A 16461-nucleotide genomic window follows, 5' to 3' on the forward strand; every position below is an offset into this window, starting at 1 on the left:
ATAGTTGTAACTAGCGTTGCAATGTTACATAATTATTATGGTACTTCGCCGCCGGGAAAAATATTGATATTTGCAGGAAAGTCTGGCTTTGTTATGATCATCTGGTCGTTATTATGTATTACCCTCGCATTGGCGCTCTATAGCCTCTATCTTATATTCCGGGCCGGTATGCGCCCGCTGGCCGGCGCATATAGTATCTTGCTGCTGGGGCTGTCGCTGGGTACGTTTCTTTACCTGTACGGCACCTGGGTATACCTGTCTGTTTATGCCAAATATGTTTTTGGGGTGCTGATGATATTATGTTTGATGTGGCTGCCCTTCGGACGTAAACGCTCCAAAGCTGCACCACCGGCCTGGAAACGGCGTGCCAACCTCGCGCTGACAGGGCTGTTCCTGCTGGGCACACTGCTTTACTTCACCGGTACCACCGGCTCGCCGCGGACGGTTAAACTGGCTTTCCCGCTGAAGTCGGGCCGTTACTTTGTATTACAGGGGGGGAAAGGACTGCCTACAAACGTGTTCCACTTCAGCCTGCGCGGCGCCATCTATGCAATGGACATCGTGAAGCTGGACAGCCGCGGCTGCCGCGCTGCCAGCGTTTTCTCCCGCAAGCTGGACGACTACTGGATTTACAACGATACGGTATATGCACCCTGCGACGGCATGGTACGCAGGGCATATGGCGATAACCCTGATAATATCCCGCCCAATATGGACAGGGGCCCGAAAAACACCAACCAGGTATTACTGGAAGGGGCGGACTGTTACTTCTTTGCAGGCCACCTGAAAATGAACAGCGTGGTGGTGCACGAAGGGCAGTTCGTGAGACAGGGCCAGGCGCTGGGATGCGTAGGCAATTCCGGCTTCAGCACAGAACCACATCTGCATATACAGGCACATGCCCGTAAGGCCGGCGTACCCTGGTATAAGGCGCCGCCGCTCTACATGTTGTTTGATGGAAAAGGATATCTGCTGAACGAAGTGATCAGCTCGAAATAACTATCGCATCAGCCTTTTGGCTTCTGCATTGATGATCTGGGCAGTCAGCTCTGCAGGAGATTCGCCTGCCTGCAGAAACACTTCCAGCAACTGACGGTTGAGCTCCAGCGCCGGTGCATCCGGTGGCAGCTGCATCGCTATCTGGTTGATGACAGAGATCGTTTGCTCTTTCAGCGTTTTAACCGCCTCCCAGGTGGTGGCTGATACATAAATCTGTTGGGTGATATTGTGCTCATATTCCGCTTTGATGCTCTGTACCATGGAGATCTGCATGTCCACGGCGCTCATGCCCGTTTGATATATACGGCCGATAAGGCTTTGCGGTGTGATACGGTCTACATACAGCGCCAGTCTTTCATAGGCCTGCAACTGCAGAGGCAGCACAGCAGGGTTGGCTGCATGCGGCGCTTCCGGTGCAGGCGCCGCGGGTTTCTTCTTGAGAAACATGTCACGGACAGTCATATACAGTATGGCGATAACGCCAATTGCCAGTGCCACATACAACAGCTGTTGGGAATTCATCTTATCGGAACGTTTTGAATCGCAAATATATATAAAATAATCACTAATTGTCAATGACCGGCGTCATATATTAATTACAAATTAAAGGCTTTCTTAAGGAACGGGTGATATCCGCCCTGTAAGAAAGCCTTTAAATCGTGATTCGTAATTATTTCAGTTTGCCCAGCCATTCTTTCAGCCTTGCCACGCCTTTCTCCAGGTTGGCCATGCTGGTGGCGTAAGACAGCCGGATGCAGTCAGGCTGCTGGAAAGCGACGCCGGTAACGACAGACACATTTGCTTTGTGCAGCAGGTACATACACAGATCGTCCGCATTTTTGATATGGGTGTCTTCGAATGACTTGTTAAAAAAAGCACTGATGTCCGGGAACATGTAAAAGGCGCCTTCAGGATCATTTACTTTCAGGCCGGGAATAGTTTGCAGCGCTTCGTGGATATAGGCGCGGCGTTTTTTGAATGCTGTCACCATCGCTTCGGCAGTGGTCAGATCGCCGGTCAGCGCTGTGATGGCCGCACGCTGGGTGATGGAGCAGGTAGCGGAGGTGAACTGGCTTTGGATCTTATCACATGCTTTGGCGATCTCGAGGGGAGCCGCCAGGTAGCCGAGCCGCCAGCCGGTCATCGCAAAACCTTTACTGAGGCCGTTGATAACAATGGTACGCTCTTTCATGCCGGGGAACTGGGCGATGCTCTCATGTTTCCCTACGTAATTAATATATTCATAGATCTCATCGGAGATGATATAGATCTGCGGGTGTTTGGCAAATACCGCTGCCAGCCCTTCCAGTTCTTCTTTTGAATAAACAGACCCGGTGGGATTGCAGGGGGAAGAAAACATGAATAGTTTTGTTTTCGGCGTGATGGCCGCTTCCAGTTGTTCAGGCGTGATTTTGTAGTTGTTCTCAATGGTGCTGGGTACAAATACCACGGTGCCCTGGCACAGCGCTACCTGTTCGGAATAAGTCACCCAGTAAGGCGTGGGGATAATCACTTCATCACCGGGGTTGACGATGCTCAGCACTACGTTGGCAAGGCTTTGTTTGGCGCCGGTGGTCACTACGATCTGTTCCGGCGTATAGTCAAGACCGTTATCGCGCTTCAGTTTGTGCACAACTGCCTGTCTTACTTCGGCGTAACCGGCTACCGGTGTGTAGTGGGTAAAGCCGTCGTCGATCGCCTTTTTGGCAGCTTCCCGGATATGTTCCGGGGTATCAAAGTCCGGTTCTCCAATACTCAGGTCTACGACGTCTATTCCCTGTGCTTTCAGCTCGCGGCCCAGTTTGGCCATTTTAATGGTTTGCGGCTCGGAAATCCGTGACAGCCTTTCTGCTAGTTGATTCATATCTAAACATTGGATTGACCGGAACAAACCTACATAAAAATTCAGGGATTTACGGATTTTGTCATTTTTTGATCTTACAAAAAAGAAGACCGAAGCGAATTGACGTCGCTTCGGTCCTTTTATCGTTTCATCTGTAGAGATCAAAAAATCCGTAAATCAATGCATTCCAAAATCTTAGTAGCTGGAAGTATGAGACAGGTAGTACAACTGCAGTTTGTTGTCACCGGTGCTGTCTTTGGCGCCGCTCAGGTAAATGGTGTAAGCGTATCCTGGCTGGAAGGGTACCTGTGTGGCACCGGCAGTCTGACGGGAAGTACCTTTCACCAGCGGAGTGGTGGAGCCGGGCAGCGTTACGTAGTATTCCACGGTGCTGTTATACGGGTCTACAGAATTCCAGGGACGGCTGATGGAAAAAGGCTGGTTCTCCAGCACTCTTTTGCTGTTGATGTACAGGTCCACCGGGCCGGCGTTGGGGCTCAGGTTCAGGAAGCGGAAGTTCACCTTGCTGGTAGACAGTGAGGAGAAATCTTCCCTGATCAGCTGAGACACGAATTTTTTAGTGTTATCGTTGTAGGTAATAATGGTGTAATACCGGAGAGAGTCAAACTGTTGGGTCACAGAGTCCAGACCGGTGCCGTTCAGGTTCCGGAAAGAAAAAGTGTGTACGCCCGGCAGGTCCAGGAAAGGAGAGGAGGCGCTGGTCTTATAGGCGGCGCTGGTGTTCATTTTGGCGCCGTTATTAAAGATGTCCAGGCTGGAAGGCAGATAAGCGCCGTTGATGATGGCACCGGTATAGTTCATCCTTTGCGGGGTCGGGTCGCTCTGTTTCAGACAGGATGAAAATCCGATTACTCCTCCCAACAGGGCGGCTACCGCCCAAACACGATTTTTTTTGATCAGCATTAGCTCACAGTTTTTTAGTATGGTGTTTATAAAATTTGCGTTTGATGTACCCTGAAACGGTCCAGGTTTGGTTGATACCTTTTTTTTCGTTGTAACTCCTCTTCGTATATCAGTTCTCCCAGCGCTTTCAGAAATGGTTTTCCGGTCGTTTCGAAAGCTTCCTGGTCTTCTCCGAGCGGACCGTCCTTATTTACCAGCAGACTGGCAGAGAGCAAAAACTCCACCTGATTGGCATAGTCCGCCACATAAGCCGTATCCGTTAAAAAGCCATAAGCCCATCCCGGCTTGTTGAAAATCCTGATATGGTCTGGTATGCGGGCCGCTTTCCGGCCGCCGAAAAGCAGAAATTTCACATATGCCGGATGGTATTGCCCCGTGTTATACACCGGATCTGTTGATTCTCCGGGGTATTGGGACATACAACGATACAAAAAATTGTAGTCATCTTCCGTTAAACGGAGCCGGAATGGATTTGTTACAGTTTCCGGAAAAAATAACCGCTGCATCATCTGGTGGAGCTCGTTGAGCGGCAACCTGTTCCGGTAGGAGAAGTCCATCGGGCTGTTTTCCAGCCGGCCCCGGTGATCGATATGCTGTTGACCGGCCAGGTCCTGGCGGGAGGCAAACACGAGGTTGCTCCGCTGGTCGGGCTGGTCGTACAGCAGCTGCCGGCCGGCCCGGAAATAGACGCTGTTGGTATGCATATTGGCCGCCATATGCAGCGGTAGCCCTACCCGGTGACGGATTTCGGTGCGGGTATATCCCAGTTCCCACAGGCGCCGGTTGAGCGGCTCCTGGCCCAGGAACTCATACAGCCGGTTGTAAGCGTCGTTATCGCTGACCAGAAAGATTTTTTTGATATAATGCGAGATGGTTGGTAGCTTGCCGGCTGCCGAATAATCATGCAGGACGCCCGGGTTGATGCCCGGCAAGGCCCGGGTAAACATGGCCGCGTGCCGGTCCAGCCCCGGAATCTGCAGGTCGTTCAGCTTCTCCAGCGCCAGCAGGGCGGTGGGGAGCTTGACGGTGGACGCCGGATAACAGTACCAGCCCCGCCCTATGCCAAAGCGAAAATCAGTAAATTGCGGCCGCTGCTGCGCATCCCGGTCTATCCGGGTGTAAATGAGCTGCAGCCGGTGAGCGGAAGCATCCCTGAATACCTTGGCCACAGCGGCTTTTCGACTTTTCAGCAACGCCTCAGGGAAATTATCTGTTACCGGATAATGGTGGGTTTGCATATATTTGTCGGTATTACATGAGTGTAAAGCAAAGAAATATTCTTAAAAACAGGAAAAAACCAAGATCGCGGATTTAGAAAAAATGGGTGTCACCAAGCCCGTAAAGTCAATCACATATTGATTTTGCGCCTCTTTTAACAAGGGCTTTAATATATCAATTTAAATTCTATCTTTGCAACTCTTAAAATTTTTTTATTATAAACCCGAAACAAGTAACATGCAACTAAAAGGACTGGTAAGATTTTTTGCCATCGCACTGATCCTTATCTCTTTGTATCAATTGTCCTTCACGTTTTTGGTGCGGAACTATGAGAAGAAGATAGAGCGGCAGGCTGAAACCGATGTAGCCAAGCAATTCCCTACACCTGAACAGAAATACCCAGGCAGCAAAGAACAGCAGGCCTTCTATTCTGACACGCTGAAAGGATTTACCAAACAAAGAAGACAAGAGATCGTGGACAGCACCAGCAATAAACAGATTGCCGGGTTTCCATGGTACGTTACCTACACCAAGGCCAAAGAAAAGGAACTGAACCTCGGCCTCGACCTCGTAGGTGGTATGAACGTAGTGCTGGAAGTAAGCGTGGAAGACGTTATCCGCGCCCTCGCCGGTCAATCCAAGGACCCTGCTTTCAATAAAGCGCTGGAACTGGCTGGACAACGCAAAAATACCAATCAGACTGATTTCGTTACCTTGTTCGGACAAACGTACGCTGAAGTGGCTCCTCAGGGCCGTCTGGCGACAATCTTCGCCAATGCGTACCAGAAAGACATCAACTTCAACTCGTCCAACCAGCAGGTGCTGGACATGATCCGCAAGGAATCCCACGCGGCCATCAAAAACACCTATATCGTACTGCAGAAACGTATCGATAAATTCGGTGTGGCACAGCCTAATATCAGCCTCGATGAAAATAAAGGCCTGATCTCTGTGGAACTGGCCGGTGTTGACAACGCTGAACGCGTGCGCAAATACCTGCAGGCTACTGCCAACCTGGAATTCCGGGAAGTGTACAAAAACAGCCCCGAGTTCTTCCAGAACGTACTGAACCCAATGAACGAAGCCATCAGGAACGCACAGGGCGGCAATACTGCCAAACCCGCTGCTACACCTGACAGCACACAGGCTGCTGCTGCCGCTGCTGATACCAAAGCTGACACCAGCAAAGAAGGTAAACTGAGCGACTACCTGGCTAAAAAAGATACCGGAAAAAGCGTAAAAGACAGCACTAAATCCTCTCAGGAACAACTCTTCGCTGAACAGCGCAAACAAAATCCGCTGTTCGCGATCATGATCCCGATGATCGATCCGCAGTCCGGCACCCTGATCCCCAGCCCGTCCATCGGCCGTATCCTGCCTAAAGACACTGCCGCTTTCCGTCAGTTCCTGCGCATGCCGGCTGTACAGGCTATCCTGCCTAAAGACGCGGTATTCGCCTTCGGTCCTGAAAATAAAGACGACAAACACGGCCCGCTGCCACTGTACGTGCTGAAAGTAAACCCCGCTAACCCTGCACCCCGTGTAGGTGGCGAAAGGATCGTTGACGCCCGCCAGGACGTTGGTCCCGACAACCAGCCGGAAATCAGCATGGCGATGGACAACGTGGGCGCACACGAGTGGAAAAAACTGACCGGTGAACTGGCGCCCGCCAACCCGAAAGATCCTTCCACCCTGAACTTCGTAGCCATCGTACTCGATAATATCGTTTACTCCGCTCCTTCCATCCAGGGCGAAATCGCCGGCGGCCGCTCTTCCATCAGCGGTAGCTTCACCATGGAAGAAGCCAATGACCTCGCCAATATCCTGAAGTCCGGTAAAATGCCTGCACCTGCACGTATCGTACAGGAACAGATCGTAGGGCCTACCCTCGGCGCTGAATCTATCGCCGCCGGTGCCAAATCCTTCATGATCTCCTTCGTGATCATCTTCGTACTGATGCTGGTATACTATAACAGCGCCGGCTGGGTAGCTAACATCGCACTGGTACTCAACCTGCTGTTTACCTTCGGTATCCTGGCCTCCCTCGGCGCCACCCTCACCATGGCGGGTATCGCCGGTCTGGTACTGACCATCGGTATGGCAGTGGACACCAACGTAATCATCTTTGAGAGGATCAAGGATGAGCTGACACACGGCAAGTCCTATCCCGACGCGATATCCCTCGGCTACAAACGCTCTTATGCGCCTGTGCTCGACGGTCACGTTACCTCTCTGCTCACAGCCTTTATCCTGTTTTACTTTGGTCTGGGCCCGGTGCTTGGTTTCGCTACCACCCAGATCATCGGTCTGCTCCTGTCCCTGTTCTGCGGTATCCTCGTATCCCGTATGATCACCGACTGGTGGACCAACAAGAAAAGACACTTCGAATACTTTACGCCGATCTCCCGCAAAGTCTTCAAACACGCTGCTTTCGACTTCGTAGGTAAACGTAAATATGCTTACATCATCTCTGCTATCGTAGCAATAGGTGGTATCAGCTCCTTCTTCCATGGCTTCGATCACGGTATCGACTTCTCCGGTGGCCGTAACTTCACCGTGCGCTTCGAGAAAACCATGAACAGACAGGAAGTGGCCAATGCGCTGAAGAAAGAATTCGACAGTGAGGTGTTTGTAAAAACCATCGGTAACACCAACCAGCTGAGCATCACCACTGCCTATAAAATTGAACAGCAAAGCCTGGCGGTTGATCAGGAAGTGATCACCAAATTGTACAGCGGTCTGAAACCTTACTACGATGCCAGCGTTACACAGGACGTGTTCAACACCCGTTATGTGATCGGCTCCCAGACAGTATCGCCTACCATCTCCGACGACCTTCGCGCCGGCGCGGTAAAAGCAACCGTATTGTCCCTCCTCGTGATCTTCGTGTATATCCTGATCCGTTTCAGCAAATGGCAGTACTCTATCGGTACTATCTTCTCCCTGCTGCACGACGTATTACTCACCCTGGCGGTATTCTCCTGGTTTAAGGACATCGTTCCTTTCACCCTGGAAATCGACCAGCACTTCATCGCGGCGATCCTCACCGTGATCGGTTTCTCCATGAACGATACCGTGATCGTGTTCGACCGTATCCGTGAATACTTTAAAACAGGCGCACATGGCAGAGACAGGAACACCGTGATCAACAAAGCGATCAACGATACCCTGAGCCGTACCATCATGACGTCCCTCACGGTATTCCTGACCATCCTGGTACTGTTCATCTTCGGTGGTGAAGTAACCCGCGGTTTCGCCTTCGCTATGCTGATCGGTGTTATCACCGGTACTTACTCTTCCATCTTCGTGGCGGCGCCGGTACTGGTTGACTTTGACAAGAAAAACCAACTGTCCAACGAAAGCGATGCGGTAGCCGTTTCTGAAAAGAAAGCTACTCCCGCCACTAAATAAGTAAGTGATAGCTGAAAAATATGTTTGACAAAAAAGCCTGCTATGTAACATAGCAGGCTTTTTTATTGGAGTAATATTTTGACAGGCAGACATATGCGCCAGCGCAAAGTATAACCCTGCCGGGCCTTATTCAGGCTTGCGGAAAACAAATCCCCGGACATCGTCCTGGTCCTGGTAATCTACTTCCAGCCCCACCAGGTACATGCCATGCGCTTTTTTTATGATCACGGGTATACCGGCAATCTCAAACAGGTCATCATCTTCCCGGAGGGCGTCAAACCCCAGCATGTAGCCCATACCCGAACATCCTCCGCCTTTTACGCCAATACGCAGATAAGGAGCTTCCACGTCGCCCTGCAGCAGTTGTTTTACTACAGCGGCGGCGTTGTCAGTGAGTTGCAGGGGGGCGGTAAATGTGGTAGCCATGGGCTTTTATTTTTTTCCAAAGGTAGGGAAAAGCCGCAGGAGTAGGGGAGGTGGTATACGGAAAGTAACCTCAGGTGGCGGCGGCCAGCTGCAGCAGTCGCTGATGAAGGGCCAGTACCTGCGGGATCACCAGTTGCTGTTCATCGTTCCGGATAACATAATCGCACAAACGCATTTTGATGCTTTCATCGATTTGTTTATGCATACGGGCCAGCACCTCTTCCCGGGTGACGTTGTCCCGCTTCATCACACGCAGGATGCGCAGCGGCTGCGGCGCGTACACGCCGATGATTTTATCGAGGTAGTGGAACGATTCCGATTCAAACAGCAGGGCGGCCTCTTTGAGCACGTAGGGAGTGGTCTGCTGACTGGCCCAGAGGTTGGAGTCGCGAATAGTGGCAGGATGTACCAGCGAGTTGAGCAGCGCCAGCTTTTCCTTGTCGTTGAAAACGATATTGCCGAGGTATTTGCGGTTCAGGGCGCCGTGGGCGTCGTAGGTATCCGGTCCGAAATGCTGCCTGACGGCTGCCGCCAGTTCGGGGTCCCTGACCAGGATGTCTTTGGCGCGTTCGTCTGCGTAGTACACAGGAACGCCCAGAAGTTCAAATATCTTGCTGACGGTGCTTTTACCGGAACCGATACCGCCGGTGATGCCTACCTTTAACATAAAATCCGGATAATTGGGTCTGTATCGAAGCTAAGGATAAAAAAAATCCCGGACAGGATGGCCGGGATTTTTTACAGTATTGTATGTGAATTACTTGGTCGCGGCCGTTTTCTGCTGTTGGGCAGAAGTGTATTCCATGCTGATGGCAGAACGCTCGATGGTGAAGCTGGTACCAGGACTAACTTCCACTACCAGGGTGTTGTCATCGTTCATTTTTTTCACTTTACCGTGGATGCCGGCAATGGTCACGATTTTATCACCTTCTTTCAGGTTGTCAATGAATTGTTTCTGTTGTTTGGCTTTCTTGGTCTGCGGACGGATCATAAAGAGCCACATGATCAGGATCATACCGCCAAAAAACAGGATAGAAACCATTGGGCTACCGCCTTGTGCGCCGCCTTGTGACGGCCCCATCAGTAAAATGTTCATGATGTTCATCGATAAATTGATTTAAATAGTTTGCCTATACAGCGCTTATTTTGCAACAATATTACACTGGATCTTAGGGCCTACCTGATAACCACCGCCGTTGTTGGTCCTGATGGATATTTCTTTTTCGGTATAGCCGGATTTCCCATGACTGTCGAATATTACCTTCATATAGCCGGATTCTCCCGGTTTGATAGGCTGTTTGGGCCATTCAGGCACCGTGCAGCCACAGCTGGAGATAGCATCCTCGATAACCAGGGGGGCTTTACCGCTGTTGGTAAACTTAAAGGAATATTCCACCTTTTCACCCTGGACAATATCTCCAAAGTTATGCACCTTTTCTTCAAAAGTAAGATCAGATGCTTTGCCGGCTTCAGCAGTATTGCCGGAGGCGGCGGGCTGACCGGCGGCAGCGGTTTGATCGTTAGCCGGTTGGTTATTGTTACAGGCAGCCACCAAAAGGGTGCCGCAGGTAAGGAAAAAGAGCAGTGTTCTCATAATGGTGTTGTTTTGGCCTAAAAATACTGCTTTCCACTTACTTTTTCGGACGGTCCTGTTTTTGCACCAGCGACTCTTTTTCAAGGTCTTTCAGGATATTGTCCAGGATACCATTGATGAACTGACCGCTTTGTGGCGTGCTGTAAGCCTTGGCCAGGTCGATGTATTCGTTGATGGTCACTTTGGTCGGGATGGTAGGGAAATAGAGAAACTCACACACGCCCATTTCCATCAACAGCATGTCCACCGCCGCAATACGCTCCGGGTCCCAGTTCTGCAACTTGGGTTTGATCAGCTCCAGGCAGTATTCTTTTTTGTCGTTAACGGTCAGTAACAGCTCCCGCGCATAGTCCAGTTTCTCTTTGCTGATCAGTTGCAGGAAGTTGAACAGATGCGGTTTGTTGAAATAGTTGCCCAGCAGAATGGCCATCATCTCCTCGTCATCGCTCCAGTGCAGGAAGTTGTCCTCCATATGCTGGACAAACAGCTCGCTTTTGGCCAGCACCTCTTTATAAATATATTCCAGGATCTCTTTTTCACCGGCTTTGGTGCGGGTTTCGTCCGCAATATAAGCTTTGTAGGCGTCGGAGGCGACCAGTATATTATAAAGCTTTCTGATCAGGTCAGTATCTGTCAGCTGGCGCATTTTCCACTGTTCCAGATTTACCTGAAAGCCTTTGTCGTTTGTTATCTGATAAATGAATTCATTTCCTGCGATTTTTGTATTCACCTGCAGGTCCTCGGCAGAGGGTAAGTGTTTGGAAGCACGGGTCTGGGCATCAGTTTCCGCATATTGCGCCACCTGTACCACCGAATAAAGTAAGTAGGTAAAGATCTGGCAGGTCTGGTCCAGCTTCTCATTCAGAAGCCTGGTAGCCGTGCCCGGCTTAATATTGCTTTGCTCCATCGTTTCCAGGGCATAAAGTGTTTGCATTACTTTCACCCGGATATTTCTTCTACTGATCATCGTATAAAAAAGAACTGGTATAAGGGCGCAAAACTAGACAAAAATCCCGAAATTTAGATATTTTGGAATTTTGGGATTTGGAAATTTTGCGAATAGACATCTGCGGAACTACAAAAGACCGGAAAACAACGCCGGAATTAAATCACAAAATCCGTAAATATCTAAATTCCTAAATGTTTTCCTGTCATTTTTTCCTGTTCCTTGTCATGATTTGTCAGTAATTAAAGCCTGTATTACATTTGCAATCTGCAATTTTGACTATAAAAGCGCCTTGGCATAATTCTCGTGGCAGGGTGCATTCACAATTCAAACTACTTTCTTTAAATAAAAACTACTATGGCTAAGAAATTAAGTATTAAACCATTAGCTGACAGGATCATCGTAAAACCTGCAGCCGCTGAAGAGAAAACCGCTGGTGGTATCATCATCCCGGATACTGCAAAGGAAAAACCCGTTAAAGGAACCGTGGTAGCCGCCGGTCCTGGTAAAAAAGACGAGCCGGTGACTGTAAAAGTAGGTGACACCGTACTGTATGGTAAATACTCCGGTCAGGAACTGCCTATCGACGGTGAAGACTACCTGATCATGAGAGAATCCGATATCCTGGCCATCGTTTAATAACGGCCGGTTTGTGTTATTGTAAAAACTAATCTTTTAAATATCCTTAGAGCATTATGGCAAAACAATTATTCTTCAATATAGAAGCTCGCAACAGAATGAAAAAGGGTGTAGATACCCTGGCCGATGCGGTAAAAGTAACCCTGGGTCCTAAAGGCCGTAACGTAGTGATCGAAAAGAAATTCGGCGCTCCCGGCGTAACTAAAGACGGTGTTACCGTTGCGAAAGAAATTGAACTGGAAGACGCTATCGAAAATATGGGCGCACAGATGGTGAAGGAAGTTGCTTCCAAAACCGCTGACCTGGCTGGTGACGGTACTACCACTGCTACCGTTCTGGCGCAGGCGATCATCGGCGAAGGCCTGAAAAACGTGGCTGCCGGCGCTAACCCGATGGACCTGAAACGTGGTATCGACAAAGCTGTTAAAGCGATCGTTGAAAACCTGAAAAAACAGTCCGAAAAAGTTGGTAACGACAACAAAAAAATCGAACAGGTTGCTTCTATCTCCGCTAACAACGACTCCGAAATCGGTAAACTGATCGCGGAAGCCATGAAGAGAGTAACCAAAGACGGCGTAATCACCGTGGAAGAAGCGAAAGGTACCGACACTACCGTAGAAGTAGTAGAAGGTATGCAGTTCGACCGTGGTTACCTGTCCCCTTACTTCATCACCAACAGCGAAAAAATGCAGGCCGAACTGCAGAACCCTTACATCCTGATCTACGACAAAAAGATCAGCACCATGAAGGACATCCTGCACATCCTGGAAAAAGTTGCACAGCAGGGCGCTCCGCTGGTAATCATCTCCGAAGATCTGGAAGGTGAAGCACTGGCTACCCTCGTGGTAAACAAACTGCGTGGTACCCTGAAAGTAGCTGCTGTAAAAGCTCCTGGCTTCGGTGACAGAAGAAAAGACATGCTGCAGGACATCGCTACCCTCACCGGTGGTATCGTTATCAGCGAAGAACAAGGCTACAAACTGGAAAACGCCGACCTCACCTACCTGGGTAAAGCGGAATCCGTAACCATCGATAAAGACAACACTACCGTTGTTGGCGGCAAAGGCCAGAAAAAAGATATCCAGGGCCGCATCGGTCAGATCAAAGCACAGATCGAAGTAACTACTTCCGACTACGACCGCGAAAAACTGCAGGAACGCCTGGCTAAACTGAGCGGCGGTGTTGCTGTACTGTACGTAGGTGCTGCTACCGAAGTGGAAATGAAAGAGAAAAAAGACCGCGTAGACGACGCCTTGCACGCTACCCGCGCTGCTGTAGAAGAAGGTATCGTTCCGGGCGGTGGTGTGGCTTACATCCGCGCTATCGAATCTCTCGATAAACTGAAAGGCGACAACAACGACGAACAAACAGGTATCGCTATCATCAAACGCGCTATCGAAGAACCGCTGCGCCAAATCACTGCTAACGCTGGTATCGAAGGTTCCATCGTAGTACAGAAAGTGAAAGAAGGTAAAGGTGACTTCGGTTTCAACGCCCGCACTGAAGTATATGAAAAAATGCTGGCTGCCGGTGTTATCGACCCGACTAAAGTTAGCCGTATCGCACTCGAAAACGCCGCTTCCATCGCTGGTATGCTGCTGACTACCGAATGCGTGATCGCTGACAAACCAGAACCTAAATCCGCTGCTCCTGCTATGCCAGGTGGCGGACACGGTATGGGCATGGACTACTAATCAGTCTTATTACCATAAAAAGAAACTCCCGCAGGCCTTTCTGCGGGAGTTTTTTTATCTTGTAACTTTACCGCCGGTAGTGCGTTACACTGATAACTCTGGTAATTAAATCAACTTGCAACTGAATGAAGTTATTGCTGAAAATAACCCTGGCCTGCCTGCCGGTACTTATCCTGCTCTCCTGCTCCAAAAAAGCAGAAGACATGGTCACAATGGACGCCGCAGAAACAGATACACGCATCCAACAATATCTCTTTGCCCACAACGAAATCGCCATACGTGACCCCTCCGGCCTGTACTACCGCATTTATGCGCCCGGAGACAGCGTTCACTTCGTAAAACCTGCATCCGTTGTTTATGTCAACTATTCCAACCAACTGATTGACGGCACCATCGTAGACGCCTCTTTCGATGTGACAAACTTCAACAACCGGGAACTGAAAAATCATATTCCCGCCTGGCAGATAGGGCTGACCAAAATCTCCAAAGGAGGTAAAATCCGGATGTATATCCCGCCATACCTCGCTTTCGGTAGCATGGGCGTGCCCGATATCATCCCTCCCAACGCCATCCTTATCTCTGAGGTAGAACTGGTGGACATTAAGTAGCTTTTTGTATAATTATAAAATCCAAATATCAACGGAATGAAGAAAGTTTTTTTACTGGGAGGATTAGGCCTCGCTTTACTGGCAGCCTGCTCTAAAAAAGACGATACACCGCAGTACGATGCCATCAAACAATTCGATGCCGACAGCGTTACGATTGTCAATTACCTGAAAACCAATAACATCACAGCATCTCACGATCCGCGGGGTATCTTCTGGCAAATCATCGACAGTGGCGATCTGGGCAACAAACCCACCCCGACCAGCAACGTGACCGTGAAATATGCCGGCACCTTCCTCGACGGAAAAACTTTCGACAGCAACGACAACGCCAGCTTCGACCTGAACCGTGTCATCGACGGCTGGACCATCGGTATCCCCAAGATAGGTAAAGGCGGACGCATCAAGCTGTTCCTGCCCTCCATCTACGCCTACGGCCCCTACGCCAATAATGGCATACCGGCCAACTCGGTGCTGCTGTTCGATGTCACACTGAAAGATCTTGTTAAAAAATAATTCCCGGGCTGGCCTGACAGGTCAGCCCTTTTGATTTCCCGTTACAGCGGCTACCCGCATAAATCGTTAAATAACAAAATCTGTAAACACCTGAATAGGTAAAATGCCCTACTTTTACAGGTAAATCAATAATGTAGTGGCACACGAATGTATCTCCGTTTTCGACATCTTTAAGATTGGCATTGGCCCGTCCAGCTCCCATACTTTAGGCCCCTGGAGGGCCGCCCAACGCTTCCTCGGCGAACTGGAAGCCACCGGTAAACTCTCTTCCGTCACCAACTTACAGGTACTGCTTTATGGCTCTCTCGCCAAAACCGGTCACGGCCATGGTACCGATATAGCCGTGCTGCTGGGACTCTGCGGCGATGACCCCGTTACCTTCGACGTTAATAAAATCAACGATAAAATAGATGACCTGCGCCGCACCCGCAAAATGATGCTGGCCGGCAAATACGAAATAGATTTTGACCCGGTGGAAGACATCGAATTCCTGTTCGAGGAGTCCCTGCCATTCCATCCCAACGCCCTCGTATTCCTCGTCGCCTTCGCCGACGGCGATAAACGCGCGGCTACCTATTATTCTATCGGTGGCGGCTTCGTAGTACAGGAAGGTGAAATAGGCGGCGGCGGCTCCTCGGTGGACCTGCCTTTCCCCATCGATACGGCCCGGCAACTGCTGCAGTTCTGCATCAAGACCGGCTTCAGCATCTCCGAACTGGTGATGGAAAACGAACTGGCCTGGAGATCGGAAGCGGAAACCCGCGCCGGTGTGCTCAACATCTGGCGCGTAATGCAGGAATGCACCTACCGCGGCTGCCATACTACCGGTGAACTGCCAGGTGGCCTCAAAGTGGCCCGCCGCGCCGCCGCACTCAATAAAAAACTGCTGAAAGGCCGCACCTATACCGACTATAACTCCTGGATAGAAGCTATCCGCGCCGGAGGCGCACACTTCACTTATACGCTCGACTGGGTGAGCTGCTTTGCCCTCGCCGTAAATGAAGAAAATGCCTCTTTCGGCCGCGTAGTCACAGCGCCCACCAATGGCGCCGCCGGCGTAATACCCGCCGTACTGCAGTATTACATCGCCTTCTGCGACGGCCTGCACGACGATAGGATCATGCAGTTCCTGCTCACCGCTTCCGAGATAGGCAGCATCTTCAAAAAACGTTCTACCATCTCCGCCGCTATGGGCGGGTGCCAGGCGGAAATAGGCGTTTCTTCCGCCATGGCCGCCGCAGCGCTGACAGAATGCCTCGGCGGATCCCAACGGCAGGTGCTGATGGCCGCTGAAATAGCCATGGAACACCACCTCGGCCTTACCTGCGACCCTATCGGCGGACTGGTGCAGATTCCCTGCATTGAAAGAAATACCATGGGCGCCATCAAAGCTATTACAGCTTCCCAACTGGCGCTGCAAAGCAACCCGGAACTGGCCAAGGTGTCCCTCGATGCCGTGGTGAAAACCATGTGGGACACCGCACTGGACATGAATTCCAAATACAAGGAAACCTCCGACGGCGGCCTCGCTGTCAATATCCCGATCAGTCTCAGCGAATGCTAATATAAAATACGGCAACAGCGGTACAGGGAGCAGGATTTTAAATATGTTTATATTAAGAAAGAAACATATTTTCGTTTTGCGC

16 protein-coding genes are annotated in these 16461 nt (G+C 50.3%); 7 read left to right on the forward strand and 9 right to left on the reverse strand.

Going from position 1 to position 16461, the window contains the following annotated elements:
• Nucleotides 1-21 precede the first annotated feature (21 nt).
• Nucleotides 22-999, forward strand: coding sequence for a M23 family metallopeptidase (locus tag B5D63_RS06210; protein WP_159455910.1), 978 nt, complete (start codon nucleotides 22-24; stop codon nucleotides 997-999).
• On the opposite strand, the gene B5D63_RS06215 is transcribed toward B5D63_RS06210, so the two are convergent.
• The 4 genes from B5D63_RS06215 to B5D63_RS06230 form a co-directional block, all read right to left on the reverse strand.
• Nucleotides 1000-1521 carry a DUF7935 family protein gene (locus tag B5D63_RS06215; protein WP_078667855.1) on the reverse strand — a complete coding sequence of 174 codons (522 nt, stop codon included), beginning with the start codon at nucleotides 1519-1521 and terminating at the stop codon, nucleotides 1000-1002.
• 148 nt (nucleotides 1522-1669) lie between these two features.
• On the reverse strand, nucleotides 1670-2863 hold the full coding sequence (locus B5D63_RS06220) for a pyridoxal phosphate-dependent aminotransferase (protein WP_078667856.1): 1194 nt from the start codon (nucleotides 2861-2863) through the stop codon (nucleotides 1670-1672).
• Between the two features lie 174 nt (nucleotides 2864-3037).
• On the reverse strand, nucleotides 3038-3766 hold the full coding sequence (locus tag B5D63_RS06225) for a DUF4397 domain-containing protein (RefSeq protein ID WP_078667857.1): 729 nt from the start codon (nucleotides 3764-3766) through the stop codon (nucleotides 3038-3040).
• 26 nt (nucleotides 3767-3792) lie between these two features.
• Entirely contained in the window at nucleotides 3793-5004 is a 1212-nt protein-coding gene (locus tag B5D63_RS06230; protein ID WP_078667858.1) for a serine hydrolase, read from the reverse strand.
• Nucleotides 5005-5221: 217 nt separating this feature from the next.
• Here B5D63_RS06230 and secDF point away from each other — a divergent pair, with 217 nt between their 5' ends.
• Nucleotides 5222-8395 (forward strand): protein translocase subunit SecDF, encoded by a 3174-nt coding sequence (secDF, locus tag B5D63_RS06235; RefSeq protein ID WP_078667859.1) that lies wholly within the window; start codon nucleotides 5222-5224, stop codon nucleotides 8393-8395.
• Between the two features lie 126 nt (nucleotides 8396-8521).
• Here the strand turns inward: secDF and B5D63_RS06240 are convergent, their stop codons facing one another.
• From B5D63_RS06240 to nusB, 5 genes are all read right to left on the reverse strand, one after another.
• On the reverse strand, nucleotides 8522-8821 hold the full coding sequence (locus B5D63_RS06240; protein ID WP_078667860.1) for a HesB/IscA family protein: 300 nt from the start codon (nucleotides 8819-8821) through the stop codon (nucleotides 8522-8524).
• Nucleotides 8822-8891: 70 nt separating this feature from the next.
• Nucleotides 8892-9488: a dephospho-CoA kinase gene (gene coaE / locus B5D63_RS06245; protein ID WP_078667861.1), complete on the reverse strand. Its 597-nt coding sequence runs from the start codon at nucleotides 9486-9488 to the stop codon at nucleotides 8892-8894.
• A gap of 90 nt (nucleotides 9489-9578) precedes the next feature.
• On the reverse strand, nucleotides 9579-9926 hold the full coding sequence (gene yajC, locus B5D63_RS06250) for a preprotein translocase subunit YajC (RefSeq protein WP_235021469.1): 348 nt from the start codon (nucleotides 9924-9926) through the stop codon (nucleotides 9579-9581).
• A gap of 36 nt (nucleotides 9927-9962) precedes the next feature.
• Nucleotides 9963-10415, reverse strand: a complete 453-nt coding sequence (locus B5D63_RS06255) for a DUF1573 domain-containing protein (RefSeq protein ID WP_078667862.1) — start codon at nucleotides 10413-10415, stop codon at nucleotides 9963-9965.
• A gap of 37 nt (nucleotides 10416-10452) precedes the next feature.
• Nucleotides 10453-11382 (reverse strand): transcription antitermination factor NusB, encoded by a 930-nt coding sequence (gene nusB, locus B5D63_RS06260; protein WP_078667863.1) that lies wholly within the window; start codon nucleotides 11380-11382, stop codon nucleotides 10453-10455.
• A gap of 336 nt (nucleotides 11383-11718) precedes the next feature.
• Between nusB and B5D63_RS06265 the strand changes: the two genes are divergently transcribed.
• The 5 genes from B5D63_RS06265 (at nucleotide 11719) to B5D63_RS06285 (ending at nucleotide 16379) form a co-directional block, all read left to right on the forward strand.
• Complete coding sequence (locus tag B5D63_RS06265) at nucleotides 11719-12000, forward strand: co-chaperone GroES (protein ID WP_078667864.1); 282 nt, start codon at nucleotides 11719-11721, stop codon at nucleotides 11998-12000.
• A 56-nt stretch (nucleotides 12001-12056) separates the two neighbouring features.
• Entirely contained in the window at nucleotides 12057-13694 is a 1638-nt protein-coding gene (gene groL, locus B5D63_RS06270) for a chaperonin GroEL (protein WP_078667865.1), read from the forward strand.
• A 125-nt stretch (nucleotides 13695-13819) separates the two neighbouring features.
• Nucleotides 13820-14302 (forward strand): FKBP-type peptidyl-prolyl cis-trans isomerase, encoded by a 483-nt coding sequence (locus B5D63_RS06275; RefSeq protein WP_078667866.1) that lies wholly within the window; start codon nucleotides 13820-13822, stop codon nucleotides 14300-14302.
• 36 nt (nucleotides 14303-14338) lie between these two features.
• Nucleotides 14339-14815, forward strand: coding sequence for an FKBP-type peptidyl-prolyl cis-trans isomerase (locus B5D63_RS06280; RefSeq protein WP_078667867.1), 477 nt, complete (start codon nucleotides 14339-14341; stop codon nucleotides 14813-14815).
• A 136-nt stretch (nucleotides 14816-14951) separates the two neighbouring features.
• Nucleotides 14952-16379: an L-serine ammonia-lyase gene (locus B5D63_RS06285; RefSeq protein ID WP_078667868.1), complete on the forward strand. Its 1428-nt coding sequence runs from the start codon at nucleotides 14952-14954 to the stop codon at nucleotides 16377-16379.
• Nucleotides 16380-16461: the final 82 nt, after the last annotated feature.

Origin of the sequence: Chitinophaga eiseniae (genome assembly GCF_900167135.1) — a bacterium.
GTDB classification, from domain to species: Bacteria; Bacteroidota; Bacteroidia; order Chitinophagales; family Chitinophagaceae; genus Chitinophaga; species Chitinophaga eiseniae.

Excerpts from the sequence above, each read along its gene's own strand:
- B5D63_RS06215 (WP_078667855.1), bottom strand. The coding sequence starts at position 1,521 with ATGAATTCCCAACAGCTGTTGTATGTGGCACTGGCAATTGGCGTTATC.
- B5D63_RS06225 (WP_078667857.1), bottom strand. The coding sequence starts at position 3,766 with ATGCTGATCAAAAAAAATCGTGTTTGGGCGGTAGCCGCCCTGTTGGGA.
- B5D63_RS06220 (WP_078667856.1), bottom strand. The coding sequence starts at position 2,863 with ATGAATCAACTAGCAGAAAGGCTGTCACGGATTTCCGAGCCGCAAACC.
- yajC (WP_235021469.1), bottom strand. The coding sequence starts at position 9,926 with ATGAACATCATGAACATTTTACTGATGGGGCCGTCACAAGGCGGCGCA.
- B5D63_RS06210 (WP_159455910.1), top strand. The coding sequence starts at position 22 with ATGTTACATAATTATTATGGTACTTCGCCGCCGGGAAAAATATTGATA.
- B5D63_RS06240 (WP_078667860.1), bottom strand. The coding sequence starts at position 8,821 with ATGGCTACCACATTTACCGCCCCCCTGCAACTCACTGACAACGCCGCC.
- B5D63_RS06275 (WP_078667866.1), top strand. The coding sequence starts at position 13,820 with ATGAAGTTATTGCTGAAAATAACCCTGGCCTGCCTGCCGGTACTTATC.
- groL (WP_078667865.1), top strand. The coding sequence starts at position 12,057 with ATGGCAAAACAATTATTCTTCAATATAGAAGCTCGCAACAGAATGAAA.
- coaE (WP_078667861.1), bottom strand. The coding sequence starts at position 9,488 with ATGTTAAAGGTAGGCATCACCGGCGGTATCGGTTCCGGTAAAAGCACC.
- B5D63_RS06265 (WP_078667864.1), top strand. The coding sequence starts at position 11,719 with ATGGCTAAGAAATTAAGTATTAAACCATTAGCTGACAGGATCATCGTA.
- B5D63_RS06280 (WP_078667867.1), top strand. The coding sequence starts at position 14,339 with ATGAAGAAAGTTTTTTTACTGGGAGGATTAGGCCTCGCTTTACTGGCA.
- B5D63_RS06255 (WP_078667862.1), bottom strand. The coding sequence starts at position 10,415 with ATGAGAACACTGCTCTTTTTCCTTACCTGCGGCACCCTTTTGGTGGCT.
- nusB (WP_078667863.1), bottom strand. The coding sequence starts at position 11,382 with ATGATCAGTAGAAGAAATATCCGGGTGAAAGTAATGCAAACACTTTAT.
- secDF (WP_078667859.1), top strand. The coding sequence starts at position 5,222 with ATGCAACTAAAAGGACTGGTAAGATTTTTTGCCATCGCACTGATCCTT.
- B5D63_RS06230 (WP_078667858.1), bottom strand. The coding sequence starts at position 5,004 with ATGCAAACCCACCATTATCCGGTAACAGATAATTTCCCTGAGGCGTTG.